The sequence below is a fragment of the Aestuariispira ectoiniformans genome (assembly GCF_025136295.1).
Lineage (GTDB): Bacteria > Pseudomonadota > Alphaproteobacteria > UBA8366 > Aestuariispiraceae > Aestuariispira_A > Aestuariispira_A ectoiniformans.
The window spans coordinates 743,673-763,900 of sequence record NZ_CP062788.1; the positions used below are offsets into that span (position 1 = coordinate 743,673).

Here is a 20,228-nt window from a genome sequence, read left to right on the forward strand (position 1 = left end):
TGGGCTTGTCATCCGGTCTATGGCCGGTAAAGCGATTGCCTTCAATTGCAGGCCGTGACACGATAACGCCATGTGGATAGATGTCGTTGACCTGAATGCATTTTATCGAAGCCGACTGGGCAAGGTGGCGCGGCATTTCATCCGCAGCCGCATCCGTCAGCTCTGGCCGGATGTGAAGGGTGAGGTCGTGGTCGGCCTGGGCTATGCGACGCCCTATCTGAAACAGTTTGAAGGTGAGGCGGAACGCACGCTGGCGGTGATGCCCGCACATCAGGGCGTGACCCATTGGCCGCGCGGCAAACCCAACCGGGTGACATTGGCCTATGAAACGGCCTTGCCCTTTCCCGATTATTCCGTCGACCGCCTGATTCTGGTGCATGGCCTGGAAAACGCGGAATATCTGCGCCAGACCATGCGCGAGGCCTGGCGTGTGTTGAAGGGAAATGGCCGGATGCTGGTGGTTGTGCCCGCACGCCGGGGGTTCTGGGCACGCCGGGATGTGACGCCGTTCGGCATGGGAAAACCCTATACGGTGGGGCAGGTCCGCCGGTTGTTGCGCGAAACGCAGTTTGAACCTCAGCAGGTGACACGCGCCCTTTATATTCCGCCGCAGAAATGGGAGTTTCTGTTGCATACAGCCCCGTTCTGGGAGCGTTTGGGCGCGCGCTGGTTCCCGCGCCTGGGCGGGGTGTTGCTGGTCGAGGCCTGCAAGCAGGTCTATGCGGCAGCGCCGATGCGGCCCCTCGCCAAACGCAAAATGGTGGTTCTTCCGGGGGCGGTGGATGTTGTCCGACGCCACAGGAAAGCGACCCGCGACGCAGCGGAATAACGCTCGGTTTGCACGGCTTTTCCAAATTTTTCCAAGACTTGAAACCGGCTCACCGTTACAATGACGAAATATACGGTGGGGGCGACAACGTTGGTAAGGGAGTGCGCCTTGTCGAGGCGACTGGTTATTGATCCGGATTCGGACGAATTGAAGTCCCCGGTAACGCGCAAGGCTCTGCGTTATTGGCACAGCCAATGCCGGGACAGCCGAATTCCATGCCGGGCGGATATCGACCCGGCAAAGCTCAAGTCCATTCTGCCCAATATGTGCATGCTGGCGGTTCTGGATGGTGGCGGGGATTTCCTGTTCCGCCTGCTTGGTACACGAATGCGGGAATTTTTATCCAACGATTATACCGGAAGGCGGTTGTCCGAGGTGGATGCGTTGCAACCCTCTGACATGCTTGTGGAAAATTTTTCGACATGTATCGACACCCGCCAACCCATTCTGGCGAATACCCCTTATGTGGGGCCGAAGAAAGATATTGCGGAACTGGAAGACCTTATCCTGCCCCTGTCGGATTGTGGGGAGAAGGTCGACCGGCTGATGATTGTCGTCGACTTCCGCTTCAAGCTGGATGATGAATGGTAGTCCGGCCTGTTACTTGCGGCGGCGCGGTAACTCAAGGAAACTGCGGCGAAGCTGGCGCATCTGCAGGCCCATCGCGATCAGTCCCAGCCCGAGAACGGCCGCAATGATCGTGAAATGACCTACCTGATCTGTGGAAAAAGACACGCTAATCCAATGACCGGCGAGCAGGACAAGGGTGAGGCAGACCAATCCGCAAATGGCGGCGCCCAGTGTTATCCCTATAACTTTCGACATCATTGGCTCATTCCTCGTTTCTCGTTGGGGAACAAGAAGCTCTTGCTGAAATACGACGCAAGTACCGTGCCAGATTATTTCCGGACAATAATGGAAGTAGAGCCATTTAACAATCGTATAGGTAGAAAAACCAAGGATGTTTCTGTGACAAATTTGTGAACCGGGCAAAAAAAGGCCAGGGCACAGGGCCCCGGCCTTTGTCTTGTCAGGCTGACTGACGATTACCCCCGGTTCTGGCGGTTCTCGATCAGATCGTCCACCACGGCCGGATCGGCAAGTGTCGAAGTGTCGCCCAGGTTGCTGAACTCATTCTCGCCGATCTTGCGCAGGATACGGCGCATGATCTTGCCGGAACGGGTCTTGGGCAGGCCCGGTGCGAATTGCAGCCAGTCCGGCGAAGCGATCGGGCCGATTTCGGCGCGGACCCATTTCACCAGTTCCGTCTTCAACTCATCGCTGGGCTCGATCCCTGCGTTGAGCGTGACATAGGCATAGATGCCCTGGCCCTTGATATCATGCGGGGCGCCGACAACAGCCGCCTCGGCGACCTTGTCATGGGCGACGAGCGCGCTTTCGACCTCTGCGGTGCCCATGCGGTGGCCGGATACGTTGATCACATCATCCACACGGCCGGTGATCCAGTAATAGCCATCTTCGTCCCGGCGGGCGCCGTCGCCCGTGAAGTAGCGGCCGGGATAGGTGGAAAAATAGGTCTGGACGAAACGGTCGTGGTCGCCATAGACGCTGCGCATCTGGCCGGGCCAGCTATCGGCAATGCAGAGGTTGCCTTCCGTCGCCCCGTCCAGCGGCGTGCCTTCGTTGTCCACCAGAAGCGGCTGGACGCCAAAGAAGGGCCGCGTGGCGGAGCCGGGTTTCAATGCGGTCGCACCCGGCAGCGGCGTGATCAGGATGCCGCCGGTTTCCGTCTGCCACCAGGTATCCACGATCGGGCAGCGTTTCTCGCCGACTACCTCGTGATACCACATCCAGGCTTCCGGGTTGATCGGCTCACCCACCGTGCCCAGCAGGCGCAGGCTGGACCTGTCGGTTTTCTTGACAGGTTCCTCCCCGTCACGCATCAGCGCGCGGATTGCGGTCGGTGCGGTATAGAAGGTGTTGACCTGATGCTTGTCGCAGACTTCCCAGAAGCGCGAGGTGGTCGGATAGTTCGGCACGCCCTCGAACATCAGTGTCGTTGCGCCATTGGCCAGCGGACCATAGACGATATAGCTGTGGCCCGTGACCCAGCCCACATCCGCCGTGCACCAGTAGATATCGCCTTCGTGATAGTCGAAGACATATTTATGGGTCATGGAGGCATAGACCAGATAGCCGCCGGATGTGTGCAGCACGCCCTTCGGCTTGCCGGTGGAACCGGAGGTGTAGAGGATGAACAGCGGGTCTTCCGCGCTCATTTCCTCTGCCGGGCAGTCGGCGGATGCCTTCGCCATTTCCTCGTGATACCAGACGTCGCGGCCCTCGGTCCAGTTGACATCGCCCTTGGTATGCTGGACCACGATGGAGGTCGTGCAGCCGGGGCATTGTTCCAGGGCCTTGTCGGCATTGGCCTTCAACGGGATCTTCTTGCCGCCGCGCACGCCTTCGTCGGCGGTGATGATGCAGTTGGATTCACAGTCCTGGATACGGCCTGCCAGGGCGTCCGGCGAGAAACCACCAAAGACCACGGAATGAACCGCCCCGATCCGGGCGCAGGCCAGCATGGCGACTGCGGCTTCCGGGATCATCGGCATATAGATGGTGATACGGTCGCCCTTCTTGATGCCCTGTGCCTTCATCACATTGGCGAATTTGCACACTTCCTCGTGCAATTCGCGATAGGTGATTTTCTTGTCGACGGTGGGTTCATCGCCTTCCCAGATGATGGCGACCTGATCGCCGCGGGTCTCCAGGTGCCGGTCCAGGCAGTTGGCGGCAACATTCAACGTGCCGTCGTAATACCAGCGGATATGCAGGTCTTTGGCGTCATAGGAAACGTCCTTTACCTGGCTGTAGGGTTTGATCCAGTCGATACGCTTGCCGTGTTCGCCCCAGAACCCCTCGGGGTCTTCGACAGACTGGCTATACATGGCCTGGTATTTGGCGTCATCGACATGAGCCTTTTTGGCCCATTCCTCCGGAACGGCAAAATCATGGACGTTGAACATTCTTATGATGCCCCCTTATTCAATGGGTGGGTTCACGTAACGGCTGGCTGGCATGTCACCCAGACCGATCGGTGCTTATTTTTGTCAATTGCCGACAATAATGCGGCGATCGTTGGGCGGATTCAATAGATAGTCCGGCTTTTTCCGCGGTTTAGTGCAGAATTTTTCACTGTCATCGAAGATTACAAAAAACTTGTAAAAAACTTCACAAGTGTTGGCGCCATATTTGAGGGCCTTCCTTGGATTTGTGGATTGAGTTTTTTAACCTGGACCGCTATTCCCAGCCTATAACTCTTTAATTCTCAGTGGATTTCAGTAAATTTAGTTAAGTGTAATACTTGGTTTCCCGGAGGGGGGCCCCGTTTTTGAGAGGGCGACGGTATGTCGAAATACAAGGCGCAGCCGACCGGCAAGGAGCGATTCTTCAAGGATAACGAAATTATCGTGTCCAAGACCGATCCCAAGGGCCGCATAGTTTATGCCAACGATGTTTTCCTGGAAATCGCCGGTTACAAGGAACAGGAAGTCCTTGAACAGCCGCATTCGCTTATCAGGCATCCGGACATGCCGCGCTGTGTGTTTCAACTGCTGTGGGATCGTATCCAGGCTGGTGACGAGATTTTCGCCTATGTGAAAAACATGGCGAAGAACGGCGATCACTATTGGGTGCTGGCCCATGTCACCCCCAGCCGCGACAGCCATAACAGGATCATCGGCTATCACTCCAACCGGCGTGTGCCGAACCGCGAGGCTGTAGGCAAGATCGAGGGGCTTTACGCGCAACTGCTGGCCGAAGAAGCCAAACACCAGAACAAGAAGGAAGGTCTTGCCGCCGGACTGGCAGCCCTGAACGCCTTTATCGAGGAAAGCGGGCAAAGCTACGATGAATTGATCTTCTCTTTGGAAAGCCAGGGTTGATAGGGGGCCGCTATGATTAAAGGAACCATCGCCAATATTAATATTGTTTTTGCCCTGGTGGCTGTCTCCAGTCTGGCGACAGTGGTCTTCGCGCTGCTTGGGTTGCCGTCCTGGACGGTGATCGTGGCCGATGTGGCGACACTTGTGATCACCGGCGTCGGCCTGTTCGCCATGGCAAAACTGCGCCAGCGGTTGAGCACGGTACGCGACGCCTGCAAGCGGGCGGCGGCTGGCGATATGGAGGCGCGTGTCCTCTATGTCCTGCATGGGGATGAGTTCGGTGAGCTGCAGGCGGGTATCAACCACCTGCTCGATGTGACCGATGCCTTCGTCCGCGAGGCCGAGGCCAGCCTGCGCCATGTGGCGGAAGGCAAATTCTATCGCCGTATCCTGCGCCGGGGTCTGGATGGTGAGTTCCGACGGTCGGCGGAGGCCTGCAATGCGGTAACCGATGCGATGATGCGTCAGGATCAGAAACTGCACGAGATGGCTCGGGAATTCGAGGGTGGCGTCAAGGGCGTGGCCGATGCCGTCGGAACAACGGCCGGCGAATTGGTTGCATCCGCCGACGGTCTTGTTGGCGAGGCGAGCGGCGTGACCGAACGGGCGGGCGCGGTGGCGAATGCGGCCCGCACGGCGTCTGAAAATGTCCAGACCGCCGCCGCGGCAGCCGAAGAGCTGAGCGCGTCGATCGGCGAAATTCGCGGGAACGTCAGTAAGGCTGGTCAGATCACCAATAAGGCGGTTCAAACCGCCCGCAGCGCCACCGGCAATATCGACAGCCTCAAGGAGGCGGTCAGCCATATCGGCACAGTGGTGACCCTGATCCGCGAGATCGCCGACCAGACCAACCTGCTGGCGTTGAACGCCACCATTGAGGCGGCCCGTGCGGGCGAGGCGGGCAAGGGGTTTGCCGTGGTTGCCAATGAGGTCAAGACGCTCGCCAACCAGACCGGCAAGGCCACCGACGATATCACGGCCCAGGTGGCTGAAATGCAAGGCGCGACAGATGTCGCCGTGGCCGCCATCGAGGAAATCGACACGGTCATCAGCGACGTTCAGGAAATTGCCGCAACAATCTCGGCGGCGATCGAACAGCAGAGCGTGGCAACGGTCGAAATCGCCCGCAGCATGGAAGAGGCTTCCCAGTCCGCTTTGGTGGTGTCCGACAATATCACCGAGGTCCGTGGTGCGGCAGAGGCCACCGGCGCAAGCGCACAGCGCATGTCGACCTCCTCGGCGGCCCTGTCCGACCAGTCCAAACAGTTGGAGACCGGGGTGGATCACTTCCTGAGGACCCTGCGTCGGGAATAGGCAGGACTGCACCTTTCCGATTATCAGACAGAACCCCGGCCCAGTGCCGGGGTTTTGCTGTTGTCCACAGACACCTGTTGATCTGTTATAGTTTCACCGCAAGCATTTCGACCTGGGGGAAGGCATGTATGTGACGATGAAACCGCCGCCGGGGCTGCAACCTTTCGTGGCGCGCTTCTGGACCAATGCCGATGACGGGCAGGCGGCTTCTTCCGGCGCGGTAATCACGCGTGAGGCGGTCCTGCCCAGTGGGATGGCGCATCTGGCGATCCGGCTGTCGGATGCATCCTTTGACATTTCAGACAGCAACGGGGCATTGCGGGCCGGGCCGATGGTTGCCTGCGGCCTGCGCAGCCAGCCCTATTACCGCCTTCGCGGGGAGCCGGTCATTTCCGTGGGGGTACAGCTTCGCCCCGGCGCGGGGCCGGTCCTGTTCGGGATGCCCGCCGATGAAATGGCCGATATGCATGTGCCCTTGGATGACCTCTGGGGGCGCTTTGCCCATGAACTGCGGGAGCGTCTGGCGGAGGCCCCGACGGCGGATGAGCGCCTTACCTTGTTCGCGCGGCTTCTGGAAAGCCGTTTGCAGCGGGCGAGGGGGATGCATCCGGCGGTGGCGCTTGCCCTGCACCGCTTTGCGGATCGGGTGGATGTGGCGGCCGTGGTTGAGGAGACCGACTACAGCCACCGTCATTTCAATGTCCTGTTCCGTCAGGCCGTGGGCCTGTCGCCCAAACGCTATTGCCGGATTTTGCGGTTCAGGGAGGCGCTGGAAAGTCTGGCGGCAAGCCCGGAACAGGCTCCGGCAGAGCTTGCCCTGGACCAGGGGTACAGCGACCAGGCGCATTTTAACCGTGATTTCCGCGCCTTTGCCCATATGACACCCGGTGCCTACCGGCGCAGCCGCCCCAACGCCGTCTTTCACGTGCCGTTTGAGGAAAGTGAAATCCCGTGAGGTCAAATTCCTTCAATACGGCGCATGCGGAGGGCGGGTATTTTCCAACCTCTCGATAACCCAAGGGGTGAAGGGCAGACCATGAAAATTCACGACGTATATCCCTATCTGCATGTGAAGAACTGCGACAAGGCGATTGAATTCTGCAAGCAGGCTTTCGGGGTGACCGAGCTGTTCCGGCTGACGGAGCCGGGAGGGCGCATCGGCCATGTGGAACTGGATTTCGGCGGAACGACCATCATGATGGCCGATGAGTTCCCCGAATGCCATATTCAAAGTCCGCAAACGGTGGGCGGCCCGTCGGCCACGATCCATCTGCATGTGGATGATGCGGATGCCTGCATTGCGCGCGCGGTTGACGCCGGGGCGACGGTTCAGCAGGAACCACAGGACTGGTTCTATGGTGAGCGGTCGGGCACGATCATCGATCCTTTCGGCCATCGCTGGAATATCGGACACAGTATCGAGGCGGTGGAGCCGGAAGAGATGCAGCGGCGCTATAACGCCATGCTGGCGGAAGACGCCTGAAAAACGATATGGCAGAAAAAAGCGGGGGTGGCTGAGGGGCCACCCCCGTCTCAGTTGAGCCGCAGGGTTGGCATTACTGTCTGATCGAGGTCAGGAATTCGTCCATGGTGTTTTGCAGGCGGGTCGCCTGATCGGTCAGGCCTCGGGTGGCGCTGTGCATGGCTGTGGCCGCAGAACCGGAGGAGGCCGCCGCATCGCGCAATTCGCCAATCGTACCGGTCACTTCCGATGTGCCGGAGGCGGCACGTTGCACATTTTCCGCGATCTCATGGGTGGCCTCGCCCTGCTGGTCGATGGAGCTTGCGATTTCCACGGTGATTTCGGAGATTTCCTGGATCACTTCGCGGATCGACTGGATCGCGGACACGGCCTCTTTGGTAGTGCCCTGGATCTGGTTCACATGTTCGGAGATTTCCACCGTGGCCTTGCCGGTCTGGGTGGCGAGGCTTTTGACCTCGTTGGCGACCACGGCAAAGCCCTTGCCCGCATCTCCGGCCCGCGCCGCCTCGATGGTGGCGTTCAACGCAAGCAGGTTGGTCTGTTCGGCAATGTCCTGGATCAGGGTCACGACCGCGACGATCTTGTCGGCAGCTTCCGACAGGCTGCCGACGGTGGCGTCGGTGCGGCCAGCCCGGTCGACGGCGGATTGTGCGATTTCGGACGACCGTCCGGCGCGCTGGCGGATTTGCTGGATGGAAGAGGAGAGTTCTTCTGCCGCTGCTGCCACGGCGCCGACGTTGTCCGACGCACCCTGGGCGGCACCGGCCACGGCGTTGGTGCGGTTTTCGGCCTGTTCGGAGGCACCGCGCAGGCGGTTGGCATTCTGGTCCAATTCGCCGGTCATGGTCGCAATGGTGTCGGCGACTTCTTTCACACCCCGTTCCAGATCATCGGCCAGTTGAAGCTGTGCGTTGCGCTTTTCTTCGGCCATGGCCTCTGCCTGGGCGTCCTGCTGACGGCGCAGGTCCTCGTTTTCCAACAGCTTTTCCTTGAAGCTGTGGAAGGCGGCGGCGACTTTGCCGATTTCATCGCGGCTTTTCACCGCCACGTCTGCGGTCATGTCACCGGCAGCCAGCGCATTGAGGGCTTCCGCCACTTTGGACAGGGGGCGTGAAATGGCGCTGCGCACGATCCAGATCGTCAGGGTGGCGGCGACCGTCAGGGCAATGACACTGAAGACCAGCATGAACTGGCTGGCTTCTTTCTCCTGTGCCTCTGCGCGGGCAACGGCCTGTTTTGTTTCGGACTCAAGATTGCCGAGCAGTTCCTGAAGCTGTTCGCCAAGCGCCGCCTCAAGTGTCTTGAGGTCTTCTTCCATTTTGACGGCGGTCAGGAAGGACCCCTCCTCGATATAGCTGAAGACGCTGCCGGCCTGCTTGTCGAAGGCGGCATGGGCCTCCGCGATTTTGTCCAGCCCCGTCAGGACGGCCTGGAAGCGGGCGGTTGTTTCGGCATCCGGGTTCCCGTCCAGTACGTTCCGGGCGATGCCCTTGGCATCCGTCAGATTTTCCGCGATCAGTTCGGACTGTTGCTGGAAGGCGGCGACACGTGTCTTGTAGATTTTTTCCGCATCGTCGTCATAGATCACTTCCTCGCCGACGCGCATGGTGCCTTCCAACTGGCGGCCCTGTTCCAGGTTATGCAGGTGGATTTCGCGCACCGCGGATGCAATCGGCATGGCGTTGTTGGCCAGGCGGTTCACCTGTTCGCCGATGGCGGCGATATTGGTCTGGGCGACGATGGCGGAAACGATGAACAACAAAAAGGCAAAACCGACAACGGCGTAGATGCGCATCGCGACCGTCAGCCCGCCCTTCCCGGGTTTGTTGGTGTTCATTCCTTCCGCAAGGCCGCCTATGTCCGCCGGAGCGGCCGCAATGTCCGTCATGCCCAAAACTCCCCTGTGTGATGGCTGATTATTGGATGCGGGTTGTCCTTATTGGTTTTTCATTACGTATTTGTTGCATATCTGTGACAGTTTTCCATAGCCAAATCAGATCGAATTTTCCTTAAATCTCAACTTATTATCCTGGTCTATTCCTGTTATATACTGGGGCTATGAAATGCAGGGTGTGGGGCCGCGCCGTCTTTTCAAGTGCGGGCGGTTGTGTTACCCCCTGACCGGTTTATGGCTGGTTTGCCCCTGATAGGGTGCGCCTGGCCCGGGTTAGCGGAAGCGGATTCAATGCGAAATTTTCTGGATTTTGAACAGCCTATTGCTGAACTGGAAGGCAAGGTAGAAGAGCTGCGCCACCTCGCCGGTGACGGCGAGATGAATATTGCCGACGAGATTGGCAAGCTGCAGACCAAGGCCGACAAATTGTTGCGCCAGACCTATGCCAAACTGACGCCCTGGCAGAAGGTACAGGTCGCACGGCATCAGGACCGGCCGCATTTCGGCGACTATGTCTCCACATTGATCGAAGATTTCACGCCGTTGGCGGGTGATCGCGGTTTCGCCGAAGACAAGGCGATCCAGGGCGGTATGGGCCGGTTCCGCGGCCAGTCCTGCGTTGTGATCGGTCATGAGAAAGGCCACGACACCCAGTCCCGCGTGGCGCATAACTTCGGTATGGCACGCCCGGAAGGCTATCGTAAGGCGATCCGCCTGATGGAAATGGCTGACCGTTTCGACCTGCCGGTGATCACGCTGGTTGACACTGCCGGTGCCTATCCGGGGGTTGGCGCGGAAGAACGCGGCCAGGCGGAAGCCATTGCACGTTCCATCGAGAAATGCCTCGAGATCAAGACGCCGCTTGTCGCCACGATCATCGGTGAAGGCGGGTCCGGCGGGGCCATTGCATTGGCGGCTGCGGACAGTGTCCTGATGATGGAACATTCCATCTATTCTGTGATTTCGCCGGAAGGCTGTGCCTCGATCCTGTGGCGCAGCGCCGAACATGCCCAGACCGCGGCGGAGGCCCTGCGCCTGACCGCACAGGATCTGGAAAAGCTGAAGATTATCGACCGGATTGTGGCGGAACCGATGGGCGGTGCGCACCGTGACCCGTCCGAGGCGATCATCTCCCTGGGCAATGTCATCGAGGATGAGCTTAAAAAGCTGACCGCGATGGACGGCGCCAGCCTGCGCAAGCGCCGGCGTGAGAAATTCCTGGCGATTGGCCGGGACCTCTAAGCATCATGATCGGGGGGCGGATATTCGCGATGCTGTCCCCCGCCGTGCTTTTGTCGGCCTGCACGCTCGTTCCCTTTGAAAAAGAAGCGCCGGAAGACTGCTATTGGGTCACCCTGACAGCGGAGGGGGATTATTGCCAGGCCGCCCGTGATCAGGATAACAAACTGCTTAGCTTCTATGCCGATATGAACGGCTATAATCTCGATGATGAGGTCTGCATCTGTGGTAAGCCTGCGGCCATGTCCCACTGCAAGACCGGCCAGCCGATGGACCTCAGCCATCTGGGCCGCCAATGTCCGGGACCGCCGCCTGCCTATTGATCTCCCAGCCTGTTGCCGGGTCAAAACAGGTTTCGATCTCTAATCCGGAAAGACGGTTATTCGGTGTAGCGGGCGATGATCTGACTACGCTTGTCGTCGGTGAGGCTCCTGGGGATGGCCTCTTCTACTTGGGCGACGATGGCCTGCGCGTCGGGATAGGTCTTGCGCAGCCCAAAATTCATACTGCCCCTATGCCCCTTGGTCACAAAGTCGGCAGGAATACTGAAGAATTTGTCCAGGATGCCCAGTTCACGCATTTTGTATCGTGTCACGAACGGGTCGGCGTAATAAAAGTCTGCACGACCAAACTGCAGCATCTTGAGTATCTGGTCTATTTTGTAGACGGTTGTCCGATTGGGGTGATGTTTCCAGATGTGTTCGCCGGAGCTGTTTCCGATGAAGTCCACTGCGCTGAACTCATACAGCTCTTCCTTGGTGCGGACAGCGCGGAGGGCATCGGCGCGAGGGTTGTTGACGGCAACGAATAACGCTGCCTCTGCCAAGGGAGTTACGGCCGTAGGGGCGAAATAGACATATTCCAACCTTTTTGCCGTAATGGGGCAGCACAAAGCGTCCGCGGTGCCGATGGCAACCATCCGTTGTGCCCGTTCCCAGGGATAGCCGTTATGCGTCAAGTCAAAGCCGCAGGTTTCGCCAAGCACGTCCATCAGGTCAATGAGAATACCGTGCGCCGTTCCGTCTTTTTTATTAATGAAGGAATAGGGCTGAAAGCTATAGTAGTAGGCTGCTCGCACCAGGGGTCGATTCGATGTTTGGGCCGGAGCCAGAGAAGCAGCCAAGGCCGGGGCGCTGGCGAGGCAGCCTGCGATGAAAGAACGGCGGGAGATCATCTTATTATCCCTTTAAATCTGGAAGTATTAACATGCCCCTCCATGCGCCAGTACGAATTGTAACAAAATAGGTATATTCCAGCAAATTTGAATGATGGTTTTGCCTGATTGGCCGTAGGATTCCGACATTCGTAATGCTGTGGTTTCGCTCTTTTTACCTTTCGCAGTTTCTTCTGGCGTGACGCATCATAAACCGTCGTTTCCATGCAAGTTTTCAGGCTGAAAGCGAGTCTAGCTAGATAGAGACAAAGAGGTAGGAGGGGTATTTCATGGACGGGGCAGCATTAAAGGAATGGCGCAAGGCAGAGCGGGAGCGACTGCTCGACTTGCGGCGGGTCCTCTCGGCAGAGGAACGCGCCGCGCGCGATGCCGCGCTGATTGCCAACCTGGAGAACGTTCTGGGAGATGTGCGCGGCAAGGTTGTCAGCCTCTATTGGCCGATCAAGAAAGAACCGGACCTGAAACCCGTGATGCAGCGCGTGACCGACCTTGGCGGCATCTGCGCCCTGCCGATTGTCGAGAAATACGGTCAGCCCCTGGTCTTCAAGAGCTGGGCCAAGGGGGAGCCGCTGGAACGTGGCGTGTGGAATATCCCGGTGCCTGCCAAAGGGGAGGTGGTCACGCCGGATATCGCCTTCGCGCCGGTGGTCGGCTTTGACCGGAATTGTTATCGGCTTGGCTATGGCGGTGGATTTTTCGACCGCACATTGGCGTCTTTATCCCCCATGCCCTTTGTGATCGGGGTGGGCTATGCACAGGCGGAAATCCCGACGATCCACCCGCAACCTTTCGATATTCCCATGTCGGTAATTGTGACCGAAACGGAAGTAATCAAATAATTACACCTCGATTGATGATTTAATGGAAAGGCCATGAAGCGGTCAGCGAACTGAAACGCATCTGTCACGTGGTGGCATGATACTGCGCGCCTCTTAACATAAGAATTTGGGGTGACGATCATGTCGCAGGACAAGATGGTGAATAAAGCGGCGCTTTCCCGGCGTCGTTTCCTGGGTAGCGCGGCGGCCGTGGGGGCCATGACAGCCGTTGGTAGTTTTCCGATGCCGGCCCTGGCGCGGGGTGGTAAACCGGTCCTGACGCACGGCCTGCAAAGCGGCGATATCGCCGTGGACGGCGGTGTGGTTTGGGCGCGTGCTGACCGGCCTTCGCAGATGCTGTTGGAAATCGCGACCAGCGATACCTTCAAGAATTCCGTCCAGTTGCGCGGCCCGGCGGCGATCGAGGCAAGCGACTTCACCGCCAAACAGGTTCTGACCAACCTGCCGGCGGATCAGGATATTTTCTATCGCGTCCGCTTCCAGGACCTCTATGACCTGAACCTGGTGAGCGAACCGCAGGTGGGGCATTTCCGCACCGCGCCCGCCGCCAAACGCGACATCACCTTTGTCTGGACCGGTGACACGGCGGGCCAGGGTTGGGGGATCAACGAGGAATGGGGCGGCATGCGCGGTTACGAGACCATGCGCAAGCAGAACCCGGATTTCCTGATCCATTCCGGCGACAACGCCTATTGCGACGGCCCGATCCAGGCGGAGGTCAAACTGGAAGACGGTACGATCTGGAAGAACATCGTCACCGAGGAAAAATCCAAAGTGGCGGAAACGCTGAACGAATTCCGCGGCAACTATAAATACAACCTGATGGATGAAAATGTCCGCCGCTTCTACAGCGAAGTGCCGGTCCTGACCCAGTGGGATGACCATGAGGTTCTGAACAACTGGTATCCGGGTGAGATGTTGGATGCAGACGACCGTTACACGGTGAAAAGCGTCTCCCTGCTTGCCGCCCGTTCGGCCAAGGCTTTCCGCGAATTCATGCCGATGCGCGAACATGCCATCGAACCGGGCCGCGTTTATCGCAAGGTCTCCTACGGCCCGTCGCTGGATGTTTTCATCCTGGATATGCGCAGCTATCGCGGCCCCAACGATGCCAACAACCAGGTGGAGCCGTCCCAGCAGACCGCCTTCCTGGGCGAGGCACAGTTGAAATGGCTGAAACAGGAATTGCTGGCTTCCAAGGCAACCTGGAAAGTGATCGCGGCAGATATGCCGATCGGCCTCATCGTCTATGACAACTGGAAGGACAAAAGCACCTTCGAGAATGGCGCAAACGGCGACGGTCCGGTCCTGGGCCGCGAACATGAATTCGCCAACCTGCTGCGCTTTATCAAGAACAACAAGGTGCAGAACACGGTCTGGTTCACGGCGGACGTGCATTACACGGCCGCCCACTACTATGACCCGGACAAGGCGCAGTTCCAGGATTTCGAACCCTTCTGGGAATTCGTCTCCGGGCCGATCCATTCCGGGTCCTTCGGGCCGGGCGACATGGACAACACCTTCGGGCCGCAGGTCATGTATACCAAGAACCCGGGTGGCAAAGCCAATCTGCCCCCGACCGAAGGCCTGCAGTTCTTCGGCCATGTGAAAATCGACGGCGACACCGAGGTCATGACCGTGACCCTCAAGGATATCGCCGACAACAGCCTCTATACGGTTGATCTCAACCCGAAACAGAGCCTGTAGTGACGGGATGGGGCAGTCGTTTCATCCGGCTGCCCCCTTCTGGAGACCCCCGATCAGGTCGGGGATGAGCAGTGTTTGGTTTGTTATGGATTCCGCTCATTCCCGCGCAGGCGGGAATCTGGGATGGAGCTTGGCAATTGCCCATTGCCAGCCCAATTTTGGCCCGCTATTAACCCCTTATGACTGAAGGGCCCTTATTTCGATATCGTGAGTTGAAAAAGGACGGCAGCCTGCGCGCCGATCCGGTTCAGGAACTGGCGGCGGAAAAGCTGCAGAGCCTGCATCATGCCTTGAAAGGCTATGAGCCTTCGGTGGATGACGGTGGCTGGAAGGCGCGTCTCGGCCTGACCCGGCGTAAGGAGGAACCACCCCAGGGGCTCTATATGTATGGTGGTGTCGGGCGCGGCAAATCCATGCTGATGGACCTGTTCTTCGAGGATGCGCCGGTGGAGAAGAAGCGCCGGGTCCATTTCCACGAATTCATGATCGAAATCCAGGAAGCCATCCACCAGTGGCGTCAGGAACAAAAGACGCGCGGCTCCAAGGAGACCGACCCGCTGCCCAAGATCGCAGAGCATGTGGCGAAAGATACCTGGCTGCTGTGCTTTGACGAATTCCATGTGACCGATATCGCCAATGCGATGATCCTGGGCCGCCTGTTCGAGGCGCTTTTTGCGCGTGGCGTGGTGGTGGTCGCCACCTCCAACTGGCCGCCGGATGACCTCTACAAGGACGGCTTGCAGCGGGAGAATTTCCTGCCTTTCATCGAGTTGCTGAAACGGCGTGTCGATATCCTGCATCTGGACTCGCCCACCGATTATCGCCTGATCCGGCTGAAGACCATGAAGGCCTATCACGCGCCGCTGGGCCCGGCGGCGACCACGGCCCTGAAAAAGGCGTTCGAGGAGTTGACCGAAGGCGCGCATGTGATCCCGGAGACGGTGACGGTCAAGGGCCGCAACCTGACTTTCGACCATACCGCCCGTGGCGTCTTGCTGGTGAAATTTGCCTCCCTGTGCGAACAGCCGCTTGGCGCGGAGGACTATTTGCGCATCGCACAGCGTTTCCACACCCTGGTCATCGATGGCGTGCCCAAGCTGGGTGAAAACAAACGTAACGAGGCCAAGCGTTTCATGACCCTGATCGACGCGCTTTACGAGGCGCGCTGCAAGCTGGTCATGGCCGCCGACACGCCGCCCCACGAGATTTACCGCGAAGGCACCCACGCCTTTGAGTTCGAACGCACGGTCTCGCGCCTGATGGAAATGCAGTCCCGGGAATACCAGGAACTGCCCCACCGTCATGACGGCGACGGCTGATCCACAAATATAACGCGATGTCATAAATCCATATTGACCGCCGGGCGCGGGAAGGTTATCAAAGCCCCCGCGCCCCAGTGGCGGAATTGGTAGACGCGACAGACTCAAAATCTGTTGTCCTTACGGACGTGCCTGTTCGAGTCAGGCCTGGGGCACCATTCCGCAAAAGACAGACAAACACAAATGACCATGACCGTCGGGATTTTCCCGGCGTTTTTCGTTTTGGGCTTGGCATTTCCGGCGCATGCTTCCTACATGAGGTATACAGGGTTACCGTTCAGGGGAGGGGAGATGGACGTCGATCACAGCAAAATCAGAGGTTTCGCCGACCGTCAGGCATTTCATGACTGGCTGGCAGAGCATCACGCCGACGAGACCGAGCTTTGGGTCAGGATTGCCAAGAAAGGCGCAGAGGTCCGGACCGCGACCATGGCGGACTGCATTGATGTGGCGCTGGCCTGGGGCTGGATCGACGGATTGAAGAAGGGGCTGGACGAGACGGCCTATCTTCTTCGTTTCACGCCGCGCAAACTCCAGTCCGCATGGTCGAAACGCAACCGTGACATAGCGGAAAACCTGATCGCAGAAGGACGGATGCAGCCTGCCGGGCTGGTCCATGTGGAGGCTGCCAGGGCGGACGGTCGTTGGGACCAGGCCTATGCGGGTCAATCGAATTTCGAAATCCCCGCTGATTTCCTTGATGCGCTGGCGGAACGGCCCAAGGCCAAGGAGACATTCGATGGCCTCAACCGGGCCAATCTATTCGCCATCTATTACCGGCTGCACACCGCCAAAAAGCCGGAAACCCGGACAAAACGTTTCAATACGCTGCTGGACATGCTGGGCCGGGGCGAGAAAATCCATTGAACCCGTCCTTCCCGCGAAGGAATGGCTATAACACTGTCAGGACCAGATTGGCGGCGGCGCCTGCGAGCAAGGCGAGAAAGGTGAGGGTCATGCCGGTGGTTCTGATCTTGAAATTTTCCTGTGCCTGGCTGACGCCATAGGCATGGATGCAACGCCCTGCCAACAGGCTTACCCCGATTGCATGCAGCAGCCAGACGGGCCCGCCCTGTAGCTCCACCAACAGCAGGAGCAGCAGAGTAATCGGTGCATATTCGACAAAATTGCCGTGGACCCGGATACGTCGCTCCAGCATCGTATCGCCCTTGTCGCCGAGTGCGGCGCGCAGCTTGTGTCGCATGGTAACCACGCGGACACTCAACAGAAGCAGGAGCAGCGCGGCAAGTGCAGCATAGATTGGGGTAACGGTGACGATCATCGGAGTCTCCAATAAATACTTGGACCGGCACTATAAAACGAAACTTGTCTCCTGCCACCCTCATGTCTGATGCAGGTCTCCGAATGGGTAGTGTTGCCGCCGGTGAAATGTTTCAGCTTGGAAGCCTCCGTGGGTACGCGGGTCAAGCCCGCGCATGACGAATTACTATTAGCAGTACACCTTAGTCCGTTCGTCCCGGCGAAGGCCGGGATCTCCTGATGCCTTCTCAACCGCCGGAGCTTACGGCCTGAGATCCCGGATCAGATCCGGGACGAACGGTGGTTGTTTGATTGATGACTTTAACCACGCGCCAACGGATGCGCTGTTTCCACCAGCTCCCTGAGTTTTTCGCCGAGCACATGGGTGTAGATCTGGGTGGTGGAGATGTCGGCATGGCCGAGCAGTTGCTGGACCACGCGGAGGTCTGCGCCGTGATGCAGCAGGTGGCTGGCGAAGGCGTGGCGCAGAACGTGGGGGCTGACCTTTTTGGGGTCCAATCCTGCGTCCAGCGCCAGTTGTTTGAGAAGCTGGCCGACGCGCTGGCGGGTCAGGTGCCCCTCCTTGGCGGTGGAGGGGAAGAGGAAGGGGCTGTCCTTCATACCCTTGGGCAGAAACACGCTTCGCATGCTGTCATAGTCGGAAAGCGCGTCTTTCGCCGGGCCGGAAAGAGGGACGATCCGTTCCTTGTTGCCCTTGCCCCTGACGGTCAGGAAGTCGCGCCCGGGGGCGGCGGCATTGGCGGGCAGGGCCACCAGTTCCGAGATGCGCAGGCCCGTGGCGTAGAGCATTTCCAGCAGGCAGACCAGACGAATGCCTTCCGGTTCCCCGTCCCGATGCGCGGTATGGAGCAGGGCATCCACCTCCGCCTCGCTCAATACCTTGGGCAGGGGGCGGGTCGTTTTCGGGTTTTCCAGAACCGTTGTCGGATCGTCTTCCCGCGCGCCCTCGTCATAGAGGAAACGGTAATACTGGCGCAGGCAGGACAGCCGCCGCGCCGCCGTGCTGGCCTTGGTTCTCTGATCGGCCAGATATTTCAGATATTCCTGAAGGTCTTTGCCCTGTGCCTGATCGAGACTGGTCCTGCGGGCCTTGAGAAAGCCGTTCAGGTCGAGAAGATCACGCTGATAGGCCTCAAGGGTGTGGCGGGCGGAGCCGCGCTCCGCCGCCATCATTTCAAGGAAGGCGTCCAGCCGGGCTGCCATGACCCGTCCTACAGATCGTTGGTCAGCGCCACCTCTAGGGCCAGTTTTTGCCCGTCGAGCGTCAGGCCGAGGCTGCGCAGGGTGTAGATGGCATCGACCAGCGCATCCGGGTCGGTTGCGGTTTCATCCGTGGCCCCGAGCGCGACCAGCATCCAGGCAACGGCCTCTGCCCGCGCGCCTTTCTGGGCGGCGCGCACCATCAGCGTGGTGGCGGCGGGGTTGGGTTTGTTGACCTGTTGGACCGGCGTGGTGTCGGCAAGGTCGGCCCAGGCCTGATCGCTGGCCGGTTCCTGGCCGGCAACGTCCAGCAGGCGATAGGCGAGATAGGCCTTGCGGGTCAGGTCGCGGTTGCTTTCATCCTCGCTTTCCAACTGCACGGCCTGGACCCAGCCGGTCCGGTCCGCTTCTTCACGGTTGGCGCGATAGTCGTCGCTGGCAAGGCGGGCCAACGCCCAGAGACGCTGGTATTCCAGTTTGGCTTCCGGGTCGTGGGCGGCCTGGATGCGCAGATGGTCCAGCCAGGCTTCCGCCGGTTTCGGACGGCCGATGGCAAAGAGCAGGCGGGTGGCTTCGCCCGCAAACTGGGACAGGTCACCGCGCACGGGTATTTGCTGAACCTGGGGTTTGTGCAGCTCTACCGCCACCGGATAGAAGCCGTTCCGGCGGGCCAGTTGCAGCGAGGTACCGATGATCAGGGCCTTGGTTTCCGGGGCGGATTCGATGCTTGCCGCCTGGAACAGGAGGGCGCGGCTGCGGGCGTCGTAATTTTCGGTCGCAATGGAGATCGGGCGCTGCAGTTCTGTGTTGTCGAAGGACACGGACTTATACAGTTCCGCCAGCATATCGGCGTCCACGGCACCCAAAAAGGCGGCCTTTTCCGCCGCCATCAGGCGCGTTTCGATATCGGTGTTCGGGTTGCTGGCAATCGCGCGCAGCATGGCCGGATCGGCATTGTCCAGGGCCTGCGCGGGGATCGGCGCCTCCGCCAGCCACATCATGCCCATATGCAGGGGCGTCAGCCGGTCCACCTCAGGCAGGGACAGTTTGCGTCCGTCGGCGATTTTGGAAACCAGCGCAAAGAACAGCGGGTCCGACGTGCCCTGGTCTTCCAGCAGGGTCGCGCCAAAGCGGGCGGCGTCCATATTGCCGGCGGACAATTCGCACAAGACCAGATGTTTCTGCCAATAGGCGGTCTCAAGGCCTGCTTTCTGGGCTCGGACAATGTCACAAGCCCGGGCGACCTCGCCACTGAGCAGGCTTGCCTCGACCACCGTGCGGGTCAGGTCCTGGTTGGTTCCCTCCGGCAGACTGGCGCTGTCATAAAGTTTCAGTGCGTCTTCTGGGAAACCGAGCTGGGCCAGGCGCATGATGCGCAGGCTCAATAGAAAGGCGGGATTGCCGTCGGCCTTGCTTTCCGCACCGGGCAGTTCGGCAGAGGTGACCAGCAGGCGATGCGCCAGATCGCGCAGGGCCGGTGAACTCACCTGCGTCGGCAGGCTTTCCAGCAGCAGGCGAATGCGCGCGCGGTCTGTTCCTTGCCACATATCCACACCCAGGCCGCCATCGGCGCTCAACAGGCCGGTGGTGTTGGGATCGACTGCCTGCAGGCGTTCCACGGTGATGGTGCCGCTGTCGGTCTCGATCACCCGCGTTTGCGGCAGGCGGGGCGTCACGCCCTGGCCGTTGCCGCCATTGGTGGCAGCATCGGGGGCGTTGTCCGGTTCAACCGGGTTGGTCGGGAAAAGCGGAACCGGCGCGCTGCCTGAATTCTGCTGTTGAGCCAGCGCCGGTTGCGCGGTGAACAACCCGCCGGCAAGTGTTGCCAGCAGGGCCCCTTGCTTAACGCGGGAACTGACTGTCATCGAGGACCGTCTCCACCTGGTGCGTCGGGGCGGGAATATCCCAGGTGGCAAGAAATGCACCACCGCCGACGATGACTGCTGCAACGAGAATAACTAAAAATTTCAGGAGGTTACTCATACCGCTTCCCAAGAAGTCTTTTGGTTCAGATATTGATTCAGACGTGTATTCTAGGCCA

20 protein-coding genes and 1 tRNA gene are annotated in these 20,228 nt (G+C 59.3%); 13 read left to right on the forward strand and 8 right to left on the reverse strand.

What is annotated here, in order from left to right; translation table 11 throughout:
- Positions 1-70 precede the first annotated feature (70 nt).
- Both IF205_RS03715 and IF205_RS03720 read left to right on the forward strand, forming a co-directional pair.
- Positions 71-829, forward strand: a complete 759-nt coding sequence (locus IF205_RS03715; RefSeq protein WP_259781950.1) for a class I SAM-dependent methyltransferase — start codon at positions 71-73, stop codon at positions 827-829.
- 108 nt (positions 830-937) lie between these two features.
- Positions 938-1,420: a PAS domain-containing protein gene (locus IF205_RS03720; protein ID WP_259781951.1), complete on the forward strand. Its 483-nt coding sequence runs from the start codon at positions 938-940 to the stop codon at positions 1,418-1,420.
- 9 nt (positions 1,421-1,429) lie between these two features.
- Here the strand turns inward: IF205_RS03720 and IF205_RS03725 are convergent, their stop codons facing one another.
- Both IF205_RS03725 and acs read right to left on the reverse strand, forming a co-directional pair.
- Positions 1,430-1,657 (reverse strand): hypothetical protein, encoded by a 228-nt coding sequence (locus IF205_RS03725; RefSeq protein WP_259781952.1) that lies wholly within the window; start codon positions 1,655-1,657, stop codon positions 1,430-1,432.
- Between the two features lie 218 nt (positions 1,658-1,875).
- On the reverse strand, positions 1,876-3,819 hold the full coding sequence (gene acs, locus IF205_RS03730) for an acetate--CoA ligase (protein ID WP_259781953.1): 1,944 nt from the start codon (positions 3,817-3,819) through the stop codon (positions 1,876-1,878).
- A gap of 381 nt (positions 3,820-4,200) precedes the next feature.
- Between acs and IF205_RS03735 the strand changes: the two genes are divergently transcribed.
- From IF205_RS03735 to IF205_RS03750, 4 genes are all read left to right on the forward strand, one after another.
- Complete coding sequence (locus IF205_RS03735; RefSeq protein WP_259781954.1) at positions 4,201-4,737, forward strand: PAS domain-containing protein; 537 nt, start codon at positions 4,201-4,203, stop codon at positions 4,735-4,737.
- 12 nt (positions 4,738-4,749) lie between these two features.
- Positions 4,750-6,051 (forward strand): methyl-accepting chemotaxis protein, encoded by a 1,302-nt coding sequence (locus IF205_RS03740; protein WP_259781955.1) that lies wholly within the window; start codon positions 4,750-4,752, stop codon positions 6,049-6,051.
- A 124-nt stretch (positions 6,052-6,175) separates the two neighbouring features.
- Entirely contained in the window at positions 6,176-7,006 is an 831-nt protein-coding gene (locus tag IF205_RS03745; RefSeq protein ID WP_259781956.1) for a helix-turn-helix domain-containing protein, read from the forward strand.
- Between the two features lie 81 nt (positions 7,007-7,087).
- Positions 7,088-7,534, forward strand: a complete 447-nt coding sequence (locus IF205_RS03750; protein ID WP_259781957.1) for a VOC family protein — start codon at positions 7,088-7,090, stop codon at positions 7,532-7,534.
- Between the two features lie 73 nt (positions 7,535-7,607).
- On the opposite strand, the gene IF205_RS03755 is transcribed toward IF205_RS03750, so the two are convergent.
- On the reverse strand, positions 7,608-9,422 hold the full coding sequence (locus IF205_RS03755; protein ID WP_259781958.1) for a methyl-accepting chemotaxis protein: 1,815 nt from the start codon (positions 9,420-9,422) through the stop codon (positions 7,608-7,610).
- A 297-nt stretch (positions 9,423-9,719) separates the two neighbouring features.
- Here IF205_RS03755 and IF205_RS03760 point away from each other — a divergent pair, with 297 nt between their 5' ends.
- Entirely contained in the window at positions 9,720-10,670 is a 951-nt protein-coding gene (locus IF205_RS03760; RefSeq protein WP_259781959.1) for an acetyl-CoA carboxylase carboxyltransferase subunit alpha, read from the forward strand.
- A gap of 5 nt (positions 10,671-10,675) precedes the next feature.
- Positions 10,676-10,990, forward strand: a complete 315-nt coding sequence (locus IF205_RS03765; RefSeq protein WP_259781960.1) for a hypothetical protein — start codon at positions 10,676-10,678, stop codon at positions 10,988-10,990.
- A 56-nt stretch (positions 10,991-11,046) separates the two neighbouring features.
- On the opposite strand, the gene IF205_RS03770 is transcribed toward IF205_RS03765, so the two are convergent.
- The gene (locus IF205_RS03770; protein ID WP_259781961.1) at positions 11,047-11,841 is read right to left on the reverse strand and encodes a substrate-binding periplasmic protein; all 795 of its coding nucleotides are present in this window, start codon (positions 11,839-11,841) and stop codon (positions 11,047-11,049) included.
- Positions 11,842-12,110: 269 nt separating this feature from the next.
- Between IF205_RS03770 and IF205_RS03775 the strand changes: the two genes are divergently transcribed.
- The 5 genes from IF205_RS03775 to IF205_RS03795 all read left to right on the forward strand — a co-directional run bounded on the left by IF205_RS03775 (position 12,111) and on the right by IF205_RS03795 (position 16,573).
- Positions 12,111-12,680: a 5-formyltetrahydrofolate cyclo-ligase gene (locus tag IF205_RS03775; protein WP_259781962.1), complete on the forward strand. Its 570-nt coding sequence runs from the start codon at positions 12,111-12,113 to the stop codon at positions 12,678-12,680.
- Between the two features lie 120 nt (positions 12,681-12,800).
- The gene (locus IF205_RS03780; RefSeq protein ID WP_259781963.1) at positions 12,801-14,387 is read left to right on the forward strand and encodes an alkaline phosphatase D family protein; all 1,587 of its coding nucleotides are present in this window, start codon (positions 12,801-12,803) and stop codon (positions 14,385-14,387) included.
- A gap of 179 nt (positions 14,388-14,566) precedes the next feature.
- Complete coding sequence (gene zapE, locus IF205_RS03785; RefSeq protein WP_259781964.1) at positions 14,567-15,706, forward strand: cell division protein ZapE; 1,140 nt, start codon at positions 14,567-14,569, stop codon at positions 15,704-15,706.
- Positions 15,707-15,777: 71 nt separating this feature from the next.
- A tRNA-Leu gene (locus IF205_RS03790) sits at positions 15,778-15,864 on the forward strand.
- A 133-nt stretch (positions 15,865-15,997) separates the two neighbouring features.
- Positions 15,998-16,573 carry a YdeI/OmpD-associated family protein gene (locus IF205_RS03795; RefSeq protein WP_259781965.1) on the forward strand — a complete coding sequence of 192 codons (576 nt, stop codon included), beginning with the start codon at positions 15,998-16,000 and terminating at the stop codon, positions 16,571-16,573.
- A 25-nt stretch (positions 16,574-16,598) separates the two neighbouring features.
- On the opposite strand, the gene IF205_RS03800 is transcribed toward IF205_RS03795, so the two are convergent.
- From IF205_RS03800 to IF205_RS03815, 4 genes are all read right to left on the reverse strand, one after another.
- Complete coding sequence (locus IF205_RS03800) at positions 16,599-16,988, reverse strand: MAPEG family protein (RefSeq protein ID WP_259781966.1); 390 nt, start codon at positions 16,986-16,988, stop codon at positions 16,599-16,601.
- Positions 16,989-17,287: 299 nt separating this feature from the next.
- On the reverse strand, positions 17,288-18,190 hold the full coding sequence (gene xerD / locus IF205_RS03805; RefSeq protein ID WP_259781967.1) for a site-specific tyrosine recombinase XerD: 903 nt from the start codon (positions 18,188-18,190) through the stop codon (positions 17,288-17,290).
- An 8-nt stretch (positions 18,191-18,198) separates the two neighbouring features.
- Positions 18,199-20,052 (reverse strand): hypothetical protein, encoded by a 1,854-nt coding sequence (locus IF205_RS03810; RefSeq protein ID WP_259781968.1) that lies wholly within the window; start codon positions 20,050-20,052, stop codon positions 18,199-18,201.
- A complete protein-coding gene (locus IF205_RS03815; protein WP_259781969.1) occupies positions 20,030-20,170 on the reverse strand; it encodes a hypothetical protein in 141 nt (46 codons plus the stop codon). The genes IF205_RS03810 and IF205_RS03815 overlap by 23 nt, the downstream gene beginning before the upstream one ends.
- Between the last annotated feature and the right edge of the window lie 58 nt (positions 20,171-20,228).

Bases quoted from the DNA above. Each gene is read 5' to 3' on its own strand.
- IF205_RS03715 (WP_259781950.1), top strand. From the start codon at position 71: ATGTGGATAGATGTCGTTGACCTGAATGCATTTTATCGAAGCCGACTG.
- IF205_RS03725 (WP_259781952.1), bottom strand. From the start codon at position 1,657: ATGATGTCGAAAGTTATAGGGATAACACTGGGCGCCGCCATTTGCGGA.
- acs (WP_259781953.1), bottom strand. From the start codon at position 3,819: ATGTTCAACGTCCATGATTTTGCCGTTCCGGAGGAATGGGCCAAAAAG.
- IF205_RS03735 (WP_259781954.1), top strand. From the start codon at position 4,201: ATGTCGAAATACAAGGCGCAGCCGACCGGCAAGGAGCGATTCTTCAAG.
- IF205_RS03740 (WP_259781955.1), top strand. From the start codon at position 4,750: ATGATTAAAGGAACCATCGCCAATATTAATATTGTTTTTGCCCTGGTG.
- IF205_RS03745 (WP_259781956.1), top strand. From the start codon at position 6,176: ATGTATGTGACGATGAAACCGCCGCCGGGGCTGCAACCTTTCGTGGCG.
- IF205_RS03750 (WP_259781957.1), top strand. From the start codon at position 7,088: ATGAAAATTCACGACGTATATCCCTATCTGCATGTGAAGAACTGCGAC.
- IF205_RS03755 (WP_259781958.1), bottom strand. From the start codon at position 9,422: ATGACGGACATTGCGGCCGCTCCGGCGGACATAGGCGGCCTTGCGGAA.
- IF205_RS03760 (WP_259781959.1), top strand. From the start codon at position 9,720: ATGCGAAATTTTCTGGATTTTGAACAGCCTATTGCTGAACTGGAAGGC.
- IF205_RS03765 (WP_259781960.1), top strand. From the start codon at position 10,676: ATGATCGGGGGGCGGATATTCGCGATGCTGTCCCCCGCCGTGCTTTTG.
- IF205_RS03770 (WP_259781961.1), bottom strand. From the start codon at position 11,841: ATGATCTCCCGCCGTTCTTTCATCGCAGGCTGCCTCGCCAGCGCCCCG.
- IF205_RS03775 (WP_259781962.1), top strand. From the start codon at position 12,111: ATGGACGGGGCAGCATTAAAGGAATGGCGCAAGGCAGAGCGGGAGCGA.
- IF205_RS03780 (WP_259781963.1), top strand. From the start codon at position 12,801: ATGTCGCAGGACAAGATGGTGAATAAAGCGGCGCTTTCCCGGCGTCGT.
- zapE (WP_259781964.1), top strand. From the start codon at position 14,567: ATGACTGAAGGGCCCTTATTTCGATATCGTGAGTTGAAAAAGGACGGC.
- IF205_RS03795 (WP_259781965.1), top strand. From the start codon at position 15,998: ATGGACGTCGATCACAGCAAAATCAGAGGTTTCGCCGACCGTCAGGCA.
- IF205_RS03800 (WP_259781966.1), bottom strand. From the start codon at position 16,988: ATGATCGTCACCGTTACCCCAATCTATGCTGCACTTGCCGCGCTGCTC.
- xerD (WP_259781967.1), bottom strand. From the start codon at position 18,190: ATGGCAGCCCGGCTGGACGCCTTCCTTGAAATGATGGCGGCGGAGCGC.
- IF205_RS03810 (WP_259781968.1), bottom strand. From the start codon at position 20,052: ATGACAGTCAGTTCCCGCGTTAAGCAAGGGGCCCTGCTGGCAACACTT.
- IF205_RS03815 (WP_259781969.1), bottom strand. From the start codon at position 20,170: ATGAGTAACCTCCTGAAATTTTTAGTTATTCTCGTTGCAGCAGTCATC.